Origin of the sequence: Alteromonas sp. MB-3u-76 (assembly GCF_002831605.1) — a bacterium.
In the GTDB taxonomy this organism is placed as follows: Bacteria; Pseudomonadota; Gammaproteobacteria; order Enterobacterales; family Alteromonadaceae; genus Alteromonas; species Alteromonas hispanica.
In genome coordinates, this window is sequence record NZ_CP025115.1 from 350562 (window position 1) to 364410 (window position 13849).

The 13849-nt window shown below is 41.5% G+C and carries 14 protein-coding genes; 7 read left to right on the forward strand and 7 right to left on the reverse strand.

What is annotated here, in order from left to right:
- Nucleotides 1-65: 65 nt before the first annotated feature.
- Nucleotides 66-518 (reverse strand): hypothetical protein, encoded by a 453-nt coding sequence (locus CW735_RS19465; protein WP_157812634.1) that lies wholly within the window; start codon nt 516-518, stop codon nt 66-68.
- Between CW735_RS19465 and CW735_RS01515 the strand changes: the two genes are divergently transcribed.
- The 5 genes from CW735_RS01515 (at nt 519) to CW735_RS01530 (ending at nt 3647) form a co-directional block, all read left to right on the forward strand.
- Nucleotides 519-725 carry a hypothetical protein gene (locus tag CW735_RS01515; protein ID WP_015068459.1) on the forward strand — a complete coding sequence of 69 codons (207 nt, stop codon included), beginning with the start codon at nt 519-521 and terminating at the stop codon, nt 723-725.
- 382 nt (nt 726-1107) lie between these two features.
- Nucleotides 1108-2145 (forward strand): IS110 family transposase, encoded by a 1038-nt coding sequence (locus tag CW735_RS01520; protein ID WP_100970721.1) that lies wholly within the window; start codon nt 1108-1110, stop codon nt 2143-2145.
- Nucleotides 2146-2416: 271 nt separating this feature from the next.
- On the forward strand, nt 2417-2794 hold the full coding sequence (locus CW735_RS01525) for a response regulator (RefSeq protein WP_100970791.1): 378 nt from the start codon (nt 2417-2419) through the stop codon (nt 2792-2794).
- A 53-nt stretch (nt 2795-2847) separates the two neighbouring features.
- Complete coding sequence (locus CW735_RS19470; protein WP_157812728.1) at nt 2848-2961, forward strand: hypothetical protein; 114 nt, start codon at nt 2848-2850, stop codon at nt 2959-2961.
- Nucleotides 2962-3386: 425 nt separating this feature from the next.
- Nucleotides 3387-3647 carry a hypothetical protein gene (locus tag CW735_RS01530; protein WP_071978345.1) on the forward strand — a complete coding sequence of 87 codons (261 nt, stop codon included), beginning with the start codon at nt 3387-3389 and terminating at the stop codon, nt 3645-3647.
- Nucleotides 3648-3702: 55 nt separating this feature from the next.
- On the opposite strand, the gene CW735_RS01535 is transcribed toward CW735_RS01530, so the two are convergent.
- The 3 genes from CW735_RS01535 to CW735_RS01545 form a co-directional block, all read right to left on the reverse strand.
- Complete coding sequence (locus tag CW735_RS01535; protein ID WP_071978346.1) at nt 3703-4377, reverse strand: haloacid dehalogenase type II; 675 nt, start codon at nt 4375-4377, stop codon at nt 3703-3705.
- A 128-nt stretch (nt 4378-4505) separates the two neighbouring features.
- Entirely contained in the window at nt 4506-6209 is a 1704-nt protein-coding gene (locus tag CW735_RS01540; RefSeq protein WP_332249003.1) for a GGDEF domain-containing protein, read from the reverse strand.
- Nucleotides 6210-6416: 207 nt separating this feature from the next.
- On the reverse strand, nt 6417-7301 hold the full coding sequence (locus tag CW735_RS01545) for a DMT family transporter (RefSeq protein ID WP_071978348.1): 885 nt from the start codon (nt 7299-7301) through the stop codon (nt 6417-6419).
- A 185-nt stretch (nt 7302-7486) separates the two neighbouring features.
- On the opposite strand from CW735_RS01545, the gene CW735_RS01550 reads away from it, so the two are divergent.
- Complete coding sequence (locus CW735_RS01550) at nt 7487-7990, forward strand: HAD family hydrolase (RefSeq protein WP_071978349.1); 504 nt, start codon at nt 7487-7489, stop codon at nt 7988-7990.
- Here CW735_RS01550 and CW735_RS19475 read toward each other — a convergent pair.
- Nucleotides 7987-8145, reverse strand: coding sequence for a hypothetical protein (locus tag CW735_RS19475; RefSeq protein ID WP_156844018.1), 159 nt, complete (start codon nt 8143-8145; stop codon nt 7987-7989). The two genes, CW735_RS01550 and CW735_RS19475, sit on opposite strands and share 4 nt — an antisense overlap.
- Before the next feature lie 67 nt (nt 8146-8212).
- Between CW735_RS19475 and CW735_RS01555 the strand changes: the two genes are divergently transcribed.
- Complete coding sequence (locus tag CW735_RS01555) at nt 8213-12109, forward strand: hybrid sensor histidine kinase/response regulator transcription factor (RefSeq protein WP_083595161.1); 3897 nt, start codon at nt 8213-8215, stop codon at nt 12107-12109.
- Here the strand turns inward: CW735_RS01555 and CW735_RS01560 are convergent.
- Complete coding sequence (locus CW735_RS01560; RefSeq protein ID WP_071978350.1) at nt 12106-12429, reverse strand: DUF3392 domain-containing protein; 324 nt, start codon at nt 12427-12429, stop codon at nt 12106-12108. The genes CW735_RS01555 and CW735_RS01560 overlap by 4 nt on opposite strands.
- Nucleotides 12430-12608: 179 nt before the next feature.
- Nucleotides 12609-13757 carry an iron-containing alcohol dehydrogenase gene (locus tag CW735_RS01565; RefSeq protein ID WP_071978351.1) on the reverse strand — a complete coding sequence of 383 codons (1149 nt, stop codon included), beginning with the start codon at nt 13755-13757 and terminating at the stop codon, nt 12609-12611.
- Nucleotides 13758-13849 lie beyond the last annotated feature (92 nt).

Genomic DNA, 13849 nt, shown 5'->3' on the forward strand with positions numbered 1-13849 from the left:
TACAAGGCTTGTAGGGATTGAAAATCCGCGTGTCCCTGGTTCGATCCCGGGTCGAGGCACCATCATCAAGGCCCTTGCAGAAATGCAGGGGCTTTTTTGATCTTGGTGGTTGTAAAAACGCAGGCACACGCTGGCGTGTCCCTGCGGCTGCACCGCGCGTTGCGATCCCGGGTCGAGGCACCATTATTCAAAGAGCTCTGTACGAAAGTACAGGGCTTTTTTGTTTGCCCAGCGAAGCTGGCAAACCCGTCAGGTTGAAAGAAACCTGAATCACCCTGACTGAGGGGAAGATAATCCGAATGGCAAGGGCGTTGTTGGCCAACGGCAGGGTCTGAAGGAAGCCATAGGAAGTTAGAGGTACACAACGCAAGTGAACCTGATTCGGCAAGACAGGAGGGTAAGCGTGCAAAATAGCGCGAAGCCCGATACTCAGTCAGTCCTGTTTTGTGTTTGAGGGTGGAATTTCTAACAGGGAGCCAGTGCAGTAACTGGGGAAGCCTGGCATTAGATCCAATCAAATGGTTGGACGTATCGTTCAAGGAGTGATCCAAGAATGTTGCGAGTGTGAGGTGGCAGATGAACCCGTAGTAGTGAGTAAGGCTAGGCCGATGAAAGCCAGTAATGGTGTGGAGGGTAAAACCAAGCCGACTATCAGCATTGTGTTTGATAGGATCTATTTTAGCCAAAAGCTTAAATGGATTGCGAAGGGGGGAAGCAGACTTTAAGACTCTGATGAGTTGTGAGTTTTTTTATCATTGATACACAAGCCGCCAGATCAGCGGGACAAGTCGAATCGGTGCGCTAGGAATAGTGATGTCTGGTGAGACAGGCCGTATATGGGAAGTAATTGTAGTCAAATTTGGTAGATTGCCTCAGTGCTAGAACGCCAAACCCTGCAATGAAAGTTACCACAATGTTAGAAAATGAACGATGTCCATAGGGCGCACGATACTAGATTGCAAATTAGCATTGTGTCACTTAGCAAGTGATATGAAGTATGCAGGAGCCGTATACGAGGCCCGTACGTACGGTTCTGTGAGATGTATGGACTCCCTTCCCTGAAAGGGGTACGGTCTTAATTGTCAAATTAGCCAAAGGGGTCCATACATGATTAAGAATACAATTATTGCAATTGACCTTGCAAAGCATTCCTTTCAGGTTTGCAAGTTCAACAGTGACGGAAAAATTGATTATAACAAAGCAATGAGTCGTAAAGCATTGATAGCACTTCTGGGAAACCATGTGTCAGCGTTAGTGGCAATGGAAGCCTGTGGTGGCTCGAATTACTGGGCGCGTTTAGCGAGGCGGCATGGTCATCAAGTAAAAATCATTCATCCTCGCGCAGTAAAAGGGCTGCAATTAAAGCAAAAAACAGATAAAAATGACGCCTACGCTATCGGTATTGCGGCTCAATTACCTCATATAAACTCTTGTGGCATCATGGAGGAAGATGAACAGGGTCTTCAGGCCCTGGAGCGGGTGCGAATGCTGCAGTTGGAGCAAAGGACGGCGTTGGCAAACCAGATACGAGGACTGTTGACGGAATTCGGGATTGTGATAGCAAAGGGGTTAAATCATTTAGTCACTGCGCTGCCTGACATTTTAGAAGATGCAGAAAACGGCTTGCCGATGAATTATCGTCAGGCTTTGGCTGCGCAGTCACAAATGTTACAACTCTATACGACTCAAATAGAAAGTTATGACAGGCTCATAGCAGAACACACGCGGCATAATCCTGTTTGCCAGAAATTAAGTAAACTCGAAGGCGTAGGCCCTTTGATTGCTTTGGGGTTAACCGTTCGATTGGGAAATGCGACAGAGTTCAATACAGGCCGGGATGCATCAGCATGCATAGGTTTGACACCGAAGCAGCATTCGACCGGCGGTAAAGAGCGATTGGGACATATTTCTAAAAACTGTGCAGATAAAAGATTGCGAAGTTTGCTCTATCAGGGAGCAATGTCGGTAGTGAATAAAGCAGTATCCAGAGAGCCTAAGACTGTGAAAGAGCAGTGGCTGAAGGCGTTAGTTGACCGAAGGGGAAAGAAGGTTGCTGCCATCGCGTTAGCAAATAAAACGGTGAGAACCGCTGTTGCTCTAATAAAGAATAATGACGATTACAATCCGATACTGTTAGCAGCCTAAGAGTTAGTAAATCAACAAATTGCGAAAATAAATGGTAAGACCAACCAGCAGAATTCAGCCAGTCCTCTCAAGTGACTAAACACTGTGTGTGAGAATTGAACTGTTGGTGCGTATACATCGAAGGGCAGGAGTAGCTCTCCATTTAAAGCCCGTATATAAGAGCGCATCTACTACTAATTTTTCAAAAGATGTTGATTACTTCAGGGAGTCCATATAAGAGGGATGAGGCGCAAGCCTCACCCTACTCGATGATTCTACCGAGGTAAAAACTTTGAAAGCGCCAGATTTGTCCGGAAAAACAATTTTAATTGCTGAGGACAATCTTATAAATCGAGAAGTTGTTCGTTCCATGCTAGAGGCTACCAACGCAAATTTATATTTCGCTGAAGACGGAAAGATGGCGTTGAAGCTATATGCTGAGGTAAGGCCCGATATCATACTAATGGACATTCAAATGCCAGTGATGGATGGAAAAGAAGCATATTTAAAAATACGAGCTACGAATAAAAGTGTCCCTATCATTGCGTTAACAGCCAACGTTATGTTGCAAGACTTGAAAGAATACAAAGCAATAGGATTTGATGGCCACTTAGCTAAGCCAATCGATATGCAAGGTTTGTATAATTGCGTATCAAAGTATGATTTTTAAAAGAATAGAAGCTAAATATCTGCCAGGATGAGGCAAGCTGCATTGTGTTTGGTATGCCTAAAGTAGCGATAGAAAAGGGCGCAACAAAAAAAGTTGTTGCTTTGTCTGAGATGGGCAAAGAAATACTAGAAACGGTCGATAAAATGGCAGCAAGCAGCCGACTTTAGTTACTAGCATTTCTGCAAATACCTAAGAGTGTGTTTAAGCAAGGCAAAAGTGAAGTTAAAGCCAATTCGGTGTTAAAGGTTGAGGCTTACTTTTTTAGGTGTTTAAATACCGGCGATAATTTATTACATTGCCATAAACTGCTGTTTCGTGGCTACCTCTAGGGATGGGGTAATTATCAAAACTTGCAAAAAGCGTAAATCTATACGATAGAAGTATGGCGTGTTAATAAGAGTTGTTTAGTCTTACCCATACTATGGGGTCAGTATAAGGGCGTGTTAAGAATAAGCAGTTTTATTACTGCGTATAATTTTCAACACCTAAAAATAATAAATGACCTGCTATAGTTTTTTCCAGATTTAGCGCAAAGCAAGGGCCAGAAAGGCTTGAAAGCATACTAGAAAAATACGAGCAATCGGGGACTCTTATGAAGCAGCATACACTTATCGCACTTTCAGCTATTGTTTTTTCATCTTCAGCATTAGCCAACGGTGGTTTTCAGCCAACAAAAAAAGAATGTGTTAATGTTGGCAAAGAAATAGTTAGAGTGAGCGGAGAGATGGAAACCACAACGTCGAGTATCCAAAAATCTTGGCTTAAGCGCCAGTTAAGCGCTTTAAATACAAAGCGCTCTTCGTGCAGCGTAAAAGGGTTTGAAGAGAAACGTCCAGAATTGGCAAAGCTTTAAAATTTTGTTCAGACAATGAATAAAAGAAACCTTGCTTATGGCAAGGTTTTTTTGTTTACAGCGGAGGAAAAACAGTTTCAATTAAATCGCCTAAAGCTTTAACTGAGTAATCTGCAGGCAAGCCTAGCGGATACATCATTTTACCCGGCCTTTCAACAAACATAGTTTGCATGCCTGCGGCTTTTGCGCCGCTCACATCCCACCCGTGAGCAGCAACCATCATTGCTTCTCTTGGTGTAACGTTGGCTTGTCGGCACGCCCAGTGATAAACACTTGGAAAGGGTTTATAAGTGCGAATATTCTCCACGCTTAGCGTTAAATCAAAATATTTTTTTATGTCTGCGAAAGAAAGCTGGGCGTCGAGTCCACTAGATGAAGAGTTTGAAAGTGCTACCAGGGTGATATTTTGATGTTTGAGGGCTTTAAGAGTATCCGTAACGTCATCATGAGCAGGCAAAGAGGTAATGTGTTTTTTTATTGTCTCCTTTGCTTTGTCTTGCGTTAAGCTAATGCCCTTACTGTACGCAACCATAACAAGAGCGGCAGCACCAATATCGATAAAGTCGTGAAATTGTGACGAAGCGATATCTACTAGACTATGGTGAAGTAAATTTGCGAACCACAAATCAACTAACGTTTCATTGCCGTCTAACACAGAAGCGAGTCCTGCCCTCATTGCTCCAATATCAAGTAAAGTTTCGTTCACATCAAATATCAACGCTTTTATCATTATTGTAGTAACCTTTCATTTGTGCTGCTATGACAGGCTTTTGTCTCGCTGCAGATGTTCATACCATCGCTACAGGCGTTAATATCATTGATAAGAGAGCTAAACACTTGCCTTTTCCAGTACGCTGGCTATCCCTTGCTTATGTTAAAAGACATAAGCATTTCATCGAGTATGTCATTTAAGTTGGTGAGCTTTTCTGATGTGATAAAAATGCTCATGTTTGATTCAACCTTGATATCACCGACAGACAAATCTTTTTCAAAGGTATTATCAAGGGCTGTTTGCACTCTTTCTAAAAATGTTCGGGCACTGCGCTCTTCAATATTATGCAGACACAAAATGAACTGTTCTGGGCCAAACCGGCCAAGGATATCGCTGCCTCTCACCACGTGCTGAAGTGTTTTTGCAATTTCTCGAAGCACGTATTCACTTTTTGTTGATCCAATCTTTCGATTTAATTCTCTGAAGTTACTTAAATCAAAAACTGCGATAGCGATGGCTCGGTCATTATCGGGAGCATCAAGTTTATTAATGCGGTTAATAGAAGTTTGCGCATTCAACAGTTCGGTTGTTGGATCTATTGCTTTTCGGGCAAGATGTTTTTTGCGTAAGAAAATGGCGAGGCCAGCTACAAATATGATAAATGCTAAAATAGCAATGAACAGTGTATTTTGGCGCAGTCTTTCAGCTCGCTCTATCTCAAACTCGAGGTCGTAAATTTTATTGTAAAGGTTGGCTGCCCCAAGGATCTTTGCTGAGCTTTGGCTGGATTTAATCTTTTCATTAACCCTTATCGTGTAAGCCTCAAGTGCGGATTTTGCACCCTCTAGGTCGTTTAGTGCGATGAACATTGATAAGTTGAAACTAAGATAATCCAAATTCATCCTAAATTTCTCAGGAATAAGAGAGTCATTTGCTTTCATGTTGCTTAGGTACTCTTCAACACAAGAAAGGTCGTTTTTAAACAAACATATTTCTCTAGAGTGCCAGTTATATAGCGATTGATAGAAAGAATTTGAAACGGCAGACAGAGCCTCTTTAAACTCAGGTAGATGATACGCTAGTTTGTTATAGTCTTGCTGCTTTCGGTAGTAAATTTGCAGTGAGTATTGATATAAAAAGTTGGTATAAGAGTTTCCAATTTCTTGATTCAGCTGCCCTAGCTCAAGTATACGTTGATAGGCTTCTTCTGTTTGGCCGCTCGAGACCAAAGATACAATAGCACTAATTAAAATAGAGACTTTGTTGCTGCCTTGATACACCTGTAAGCCAAGTTCATGTGCCTTTACATACTGCTCAGCTGCCAGTGCGTGTTGCCCTAAACTGCCATAAACAAGGCCGATACTATTGTGAATGTGCGCAAGTTCACCGGGGCTTCCGTTATCTGAATAGCGGTCTAATACGTTGAACATTTTACCGAGACGCTCTGAAACAGAATCTTCATCTGAGCAATACGTGATAATGGCTAATGAGGCGCTGGTGAAGATGTCACTGTGCTTTACAGGAGAGGATAAACTCTTGGCTTGTTCGTAAAACTGACAGCGGGCAGGATGCTCTTTTGAGTCATAAATGAAACCTATTTGATAAATAGCTGAAGCAAACGCGTAAGACTCTTTGTTAATGTTAGGCTGTTCAATACTTTCAAACAGCGTATTTTGAGCATCATCATAGTTTCCTGCACAAATAAGAAATTGTGTTCTTGCAGAGGAGAGGGCGAAGCGCTGTTGAGCCGTTAGCGTTTCTTTAGCTAATGTAGCGTCTAGCTCTGGAAGTAGGCTTGCGTCTGGGCAGTCGTATGAAACAGATCTTACTTTTTCTATTACTGCTCGCACGTCGCCATCTTTAGCAAAAGAAAACCTGCTAAAAAGCAACGCTATAAAAATGAATGAGGTTACACAATATGTCGCGCGCATACGCATATTAATACTTTTCTAATTTTTTAATTATCATAGCCATTAATGATGAGAACTACTACCTCAGTTCAGCATAAGGTCGTTTTTATCCCAGGGTAAAGCAAATGCAAACTAAAAACAGACTGGTTAGTGCAGTGAGGCTTCGCCAAAGCTCACTAAAATACCGACGCCTAACAATGCAAATACAGACCATATAATGGTTGCTCTCGTCGCTTTTTCGCCCAGTATGAATGCAACGCCTAGTGACATTAGTGCGCTGGTGGCAATAAGTGTTTGCACCACAGCGGCCTTTGCATAGGCAAAAGCAAACATTTGTAGGTAAATAGCTGCGGTTGTTCCCAATAGCGTGGCTAATACAAAGGCAGGCCACACTCGCTGGCCTTCATTGATAACGGGCATCCACTTTGTTTTTGTAACAGCGATAAAAGGAACTACGAACACCATTCCGCCAACAAGCCGTAAAAATGCTGCACTTGCCGCATCGACATCACCGCTCCCCAAGATATCTCTGCTAACTACAGCCCCAATAGCCTGACAAAGAGCTGCACCTACGCCAAAGAGGTATCCGCTGGTGGCAAATACATGCGTAGTATTGCGCTTACGTGCTTTAATCACCATGTCCACAGAGAACAGCACAACAGCAACGCCTATCCATTGTTGCCATGTTATCCACTCGCCAATAAAAGCCATGGCAAAAAGCGCTGTAAAAAGCGGCGCAAGGGTTTCAGCCACAAGCACCGCTTGGCTGTCGCCAATACTTTGCAGGGCTTTAAAAAAGCAGGTATCGCCTATTCCTATACCTATAAAGCCACTTACTAAAAGCCATAAAATGGTGGAAGTAGAAAATAATGAGGGCTGTACAAAAGCTAAAACAATGGCGAGCAGCGCTATAGATATAAGGCCTTTCCAAAAATTCATGGTAAGTGGCGAAAAAGCATTGCCAGTACCACTGAACAAACGAGCTGCTATAGCCCAGCAAAGCGCAGTGCCTAAAGCGGCAAATACTCCCATTTATTTTCCTTTTAGTTAAATATTGTTGCGCGAAAAAGAGCAGCAATGCTACTTCAAAGTAAGCCATTACGTAAGTACGATTTCACACATAAGAAGTCTGTTTTTAATCTAAACGTAACTATAAGAGTATGTATATCAATGGCATTATTTGGCGCAGTATAAAATTATAAAAAGAGAAAAATAGTATGAATTTAGAAGGCATAAAGGGCGTAATATTCGACCTAGACGGCACATTGGTGGAATCGAGCTTAGATTTTTCGAGTATGCGTGAAACAATTGGCTGTCCTCAAAATGAAGACATTTTGATGTTTGTTGATGCCATTGAGTGCGAAAAAGCAAAGTCAGACGCGCACAATATTATTTTGCAACATGAAATAGAAGATGCACAAAATGCAAAGTGGCTTAATGTTGGCAGAGCAATGGTTGAAAAAGCTCAACAGCACAAATTACCAATGGCAATTGTTACTCGAAACTGTCGCGAAGCCACTGCAATAAAACTGGCCAATAACGATATTCCCATCGACTACGTATTAACAAGAGAAGATGCGCCAGCAAAGCCAGACCCCACCGCGTTACTAATGGTTGCAAGCACATGGCAATTGCAACCTGAGGACTGCCTTTACGTTGGCGATTTTATTTATGACCAGCAAGCTGCGGAGAATGCAGGAATGCAGTGGTTGTTGGTTTAGATAGTGATTGATTTTCCGTCTGGCGGTGTTGGGTGTTTTGGAAGAATAGTCTGTATAGGTCTCCATAAAGTCGGTTTCGCATCATAACCGCCATATACTTTAGTATAGTCTTCAACAGTTAGCTCTTGCATGATGGTTTTTTGTTCGATATTCATACTATTTCCTTTTTCATAAGTTAGATGCTTTCGTAAAGCAGAGAAAGGGTAATAATCAATTGGTCATATGGATATGCGAAAAAAGACACTCTCTTGCCCTTCTCACTTATTGAGTCTTATTGGCTCAATTTTCATATTTGTTTTACTAACCTACTCAAAAAAAGTTTTAGCCTTCGGTGAAACGTTAGAAGGTCAAACAAAACTTGCGGGAACTACGACGGGAATCATTCGTGATATAGAAGTTGTAGGAGACACTGCATTCATTGCTGCTGAAAATGGGGTGTTTAGATTACTAGGAGGGACAGCCGAGACAGTAATCTATAAAAGCGATAATACGCTATCTGGGACAATATCCGAAGTCGAATTTGATGGAGATAACGGGATATGGATTGCAGAATACGGTGCGGGGGTGTTCTATTTAGATTTACGGTTAAACAAAGCCATAGAAATGTTCCCAAATGCTCGCTGGCCTAAATACGCATGGAAGATATCAGACGCTGGAAAATTTCTAGTGGTAACGCTGATGCAAGGCGTGCTCGTTGTTGATAAACAGACAAGTGAGATTCAGTCATGGGCAAACTCAATCGGAGTTGAAAAGGTAAGTGACGTACTTAGTATTTCACCTGCTCAGAGCGGAGTTGTATATCTAGCATCAAAAAGTGCTCTTTTAAAAGTAGACACTGTTGCTCAAGTAGTTTCTCGTTTTGAATTATCTACAGAGTTTGGCTCTCTTTCATCTATCGATGCTGTAACTATGGAGGGTGATATTGTCTACATTGGAGGAAATGAGGGGATATATGAATGGAATGAAAAAAGCGGTATAAAAACATTTTATCCATTCCATCCCAGTATCAAACTGCGTGATAAAGTGTCTGCGATTTTTGTGACAAAAACGGGTAGGATTCTAGTTGGTGCAGGTGGGCTGTTCGCGCTTGAGAATAAGTTTGTTCAAACTCCTGATTTTTTAGAACCGCTACTCACATCAGAGGGCGTTTTTAGTGTTGTAGCAATTAACGAATTACCAAATGGCACTGTTCTTTTATCGTCGTCACAGTTAGGCCTTATCACACTTACTCGGAGCCAAGAAGCGGTAAATTTTCTCCATACTGAAAATGTTGTACTGAGACGAAATGTTACGCGCAATGGTTACACAAAAAGTGGTGGAGTAATTCTGCTAATTGGAAATGACGAATATACGCTTAGTACTCAAACTGGAAAACTTCTTCTTCAAGACAAGGGCTTTTCAAATACGAATAATTGTGTTGACTTCAGAGTAAAAGCTTACGCTGAAGGCCAGCCTAACCCCAAAGGTTTTTGTGAGTCCTTGATGGGACATATAGTCACAGATGATAGAAGACTTTTCTATATTTATCGTGACGATGGTGAAAATTCATCTTACTTGCTGATGGACGAGTCTGAAATCGGTAACGTAATAGACACTATACCTGCCCCTCATAATATGAAAGAAACTTTCGTAGCCTCCACCGGAGAACTTGTTGGCTATGATAGAAAAAATACTATTCACATCCAACTGTCGAAGTTCAATTGGAAATCAATAACGCCTGATGATGGCGGGTGGAATGGAGTTACCTGTTTGCTTGAGTATATGGATCGCTTTATCGTCTGTACTGCGGGACAAGGAATTCAAGAGGTAAATAAAAAGACAGGAGCGCTCTCGCCTTCTGATATTTTGAAGAGGTTTAATCTTAAGTTTGTCAGAGGTGCAGGCCTCACTAAGGCAGGAAATCTTTGGATCGCTACAAATAAGGGACTATATGTTCACACAAATAGCGGGAGCGAGTGGTTATTAAACGCGTCAGATGGAATTTATGATTCTGACTTCGAATATCAGGGCATCATAGTTCTGAGCGGGAAAATTGTCGTTTTAGGCGACAAGTACTCATACCTTATTGATGAAAACAAAATGCTGAAGTTACTCAGTGAGGTAAGAAGTAAAGAGAGCAAAGTGATTTTTACAAAGACTATATGGAGGTCTTCAGACTCAAATGAGCATAGTCAGTATGAGTTTGGAAACAGCGAAAATTTATTGCTTGATAATGATTTCGAAGAACTAACAGTTGAATTCAGCACCAACAATTTTGTAGAGCACCATACACAGAAGCTGGAATTCAGAATAATGGGGATCAGCGAACAATGGAAAGTACATCCCGAATCAAAAGCTTTCTTATCAATATCTGATATCGATCCTGGCAATTACGCTATCGAGGCAAAAGTAAGTGGTGATAATAATCCCGTAAATAGCATCAGCTTTGAAGTTAAACAGCCAACATACCTACTTTTTCCCGCCTTCGTTTTCTACGCGATTTTAATAATTTTGATCCTCATGTTGTATCGAATAGGAATATTGGGAAAGTTATTCATATCATTCAAAAAAACCTCCCTCTATAAACAACTTACTCGCTACGAAATAACAGACGGCGAATCAAAATTTGAAAAAATGCTCAAAACAAAAGAGGAGCATATTAGCGAGATAACCCATGAACTACGAACGCCTATTCAAATCATTCAGGGTACGCTAGAAAACGTGAGTGATAGCGAAAAAGAGAGCGACAGCGTTCTGAAAAGTGTGCAGTCTAACATGCGGCGGGTCGAGCAATTAATAGAGCAAATGCAAAGTGATAGTCCTCAACTATCCAAGGTTTCTAACTATTACCAGTCTTATGACATTGAAAACATGCGTCACATTGTTATGTCACTTGAGCCTTTAGCAAAAGCAAAACGGCAGAGTTTAGATATACGATCCAGAGGGGACGGTTCGGTCTCGCTCGTGACCGATAGCTTAGAGAAGATTATCATCAACCTAGTTGAAAATGCGATAAAGTACACAGACAAACTCGGTGTAATAAAAGTAACGTTTTTAATAGAGAACAAATCCTTCAAGGTAACGGTGAGTGATAACGGAGTTGGAGTTACAAAAGAGCAGCAGGCTTCAATTTTCGACCGCTTTGTTCGATTTAACAACACTGAAAGCGGAGAAGGATTAGGTTTATCCATCGTAAAAAACTTAGTAGAGCTAAACCAAGGCGAAATTCTTTTAGATAGCAAACAAGGTGGTGGTACTAAAGTTTCCGTGGAGTTTCCCATTGACGATACCGAATACATAAACGCTCAATCAAGTTTTCAAGATACATCTGCATGGCGCGGAACAAAGCAAACGCTGCTAATTGTAGATGACAGCAGAGAGTTTCGAACTTACTTGTTTAATCTACTATCACCGAAATACCGATGCTTAGTGGCTAAAGACGGTAAGCAGGCATTCGAAGTGATGAAAACACACGTTGTTTCTTTGGTAATTTGCGATCAGATGATGGGTAAATCTGACGGCCTGTCTTTAACTAAGAAGATAAGAGAGCACGCGTCTCTATGCACCACGCCAATACTTATGCTAACAGCAAGCTCTGATGCCAGTGTAGAAAAACGTGCTCTTGAAATGAAGGTTGATTACTTTTTAATGAAACCAAGCTCAAACAGAGAAATAGAATTACGAGTAGAGCACCTTCTTTCGTTAAGAGGCGCACGTTTAAAGACAGAAGATCAAAGCGAAGCCAATATATTTAAATATGGCTGCTTAAATATTCCAGAATTTAAAACAGAAAAAGACATGGCCTTCTACCTCTCTTTTATAGCTGTGCTTGAAAATAACTACAAAGACGAAGAGTTTAATCGAGACCAAGCAGCGCAGGCGCTTCTTATCAGCCCGAGAAGTCTTAATCGCAGAATGGCTGAATTATTTGATTATAATTTCAGTGAATTTCTTTCTCGTTACCGAATCGAAAAATCTATCCCTATTCTTTTAGGTGGTAGCAGTATTCTAAATGCGTGTCTTGACGTTGGCTTCGCTACATCAGCGTATTTTTCCACGACATTTAAAAAAATAATGGGGGTACCCCCAAAAATGTATGTTGAGCAAAGCTCTAGTATTACGCCCCAAGAAAAAGCTTAAATATACCTTCGTCTTTCCGCTAGAAAACCAATAAGTATGAAAGATGCAATATAAGCAGTACCTCGATACTGCCAAGGAACAAAAGCGAGCACGTGTTTTAAAAAAGGAGCGCCGTATAAAGTAAGCGCGCCGTAACCAAATGCACATAGCACAATAAATAGGCTGATACGGACAATAAAGTGGTAGGGCGCCAAAAGTCGTTTCACATGGCCATTTATGATATCCCCGTAAACCACTAATATTGTCGCCATAAGCATAATGCTCATCTCCGTGTAGTAAGGGCTTAATGCGCGAGATAGGGAATTTAATAATTCATTCATAAAAACTACTACTGTAAAGGAAGGGGTTAGACGCTCCGCGGCAATTGATAGAATAACGCTGCAGAGCTTATGCGCTTTTTGTTACTGCTGACAACTAGAACGCTATGATACTAATTTAACGATGAGTAAAAAAGTAGGCGCGAATTTCAATCGCGCTAGTTCGCTTTTAACAAGAGTGGTCAGTATGCGTTACGATAAATGTTCTCAATATCTTCTACTGTTAGTTGTTTAGGGTTGTTTCGTAAAAGCCGAGTAACCTTACTCGCATCCTCAGCTAACTGTGGAATAACTTGCTCTGGAATATCGAACTCTCTGAGTGTTCGGGGAATGCCTACATCGCTACATAATTTATCAACGGCATCTAATAGCGTAGCTATCGCCTTTTCCTTTCTAGTATCAGGCGGACAAACTTTCAGTAATAGGGCTACCGAAAAAAGCTTCTCGCTACAAAATGGCGCATTTGCTCGTAGTACATGAGGCAGCATTACAGCATTACTCATACCATGCGACAAATGAAAGCGGCCTCCTAGGGGATAAGCCAACGCGTGCACAGCGCCAACCCCCGCATTGCCGAATGCGAGCCCAGCCATAAGACTGCCAGTTGCCATTTGTTCTCTAGCGACAAGGTTTTCTCCATTTCTATAGGCGTGTGGCAATGCATTAAATATCAAGGTCATCGCTTTTTCTGCTAATGCATCAGTAATAGGGCTGGCGTTAACTGATATAAATGCTTCTAGTGCATGAACAAATGCATCTACACCGCTGGCGGCTGTAATTGCTTTGGGACACGAAAGTGTCATTTCAGGTGCAACTATTGCAACATCGGGTAACAAACAATGGCTAACTATGCCTTTTTTCACCTGTTCGATTGGGTCAGACAGAATGGCAATATTGGTAACTTCAGACCCCGTACCTGCGGTAGTTGGAAGCACAATAAGAGGAATATTTCTTTCTTTGATAAGGTTCTCACCAAACAAGTCACGAATACTCCCGCTATAGTCATAAGTAGCGGCAAGCACTTTTGCTGCATCAATAGCACTTCCACCTCCTAATGCTACAACTCCATTAACTTTTGATTTTTTAAGTAGCCGTACTTTTTCTTCAATTACATTTACTTCAGGCTCAGGGGGGATATCGTCAATTACAATAGAAGGTTCAATGGGTAACTTAGTGAGCAGCTGTTCAAAAAGGCCGGCCTGCGATACACCCTTATCTGTAATTATCGCAAGGGAAGTCATTTCAAGACGATTCACTTCGTCGGCAAGAGCGTTTATTGCGCCTGGGCCTGTAATAAGCTTTCCGGCTGTTTTGAATTCAGAAATCTTCATAGCTTGTCGTGCACCCTTTAGAAATAGTTTTCTATGTAATTTATAGAAGATAGGCGTATATACAAATTAGTTGCGTTTATTGGTTTCGACAA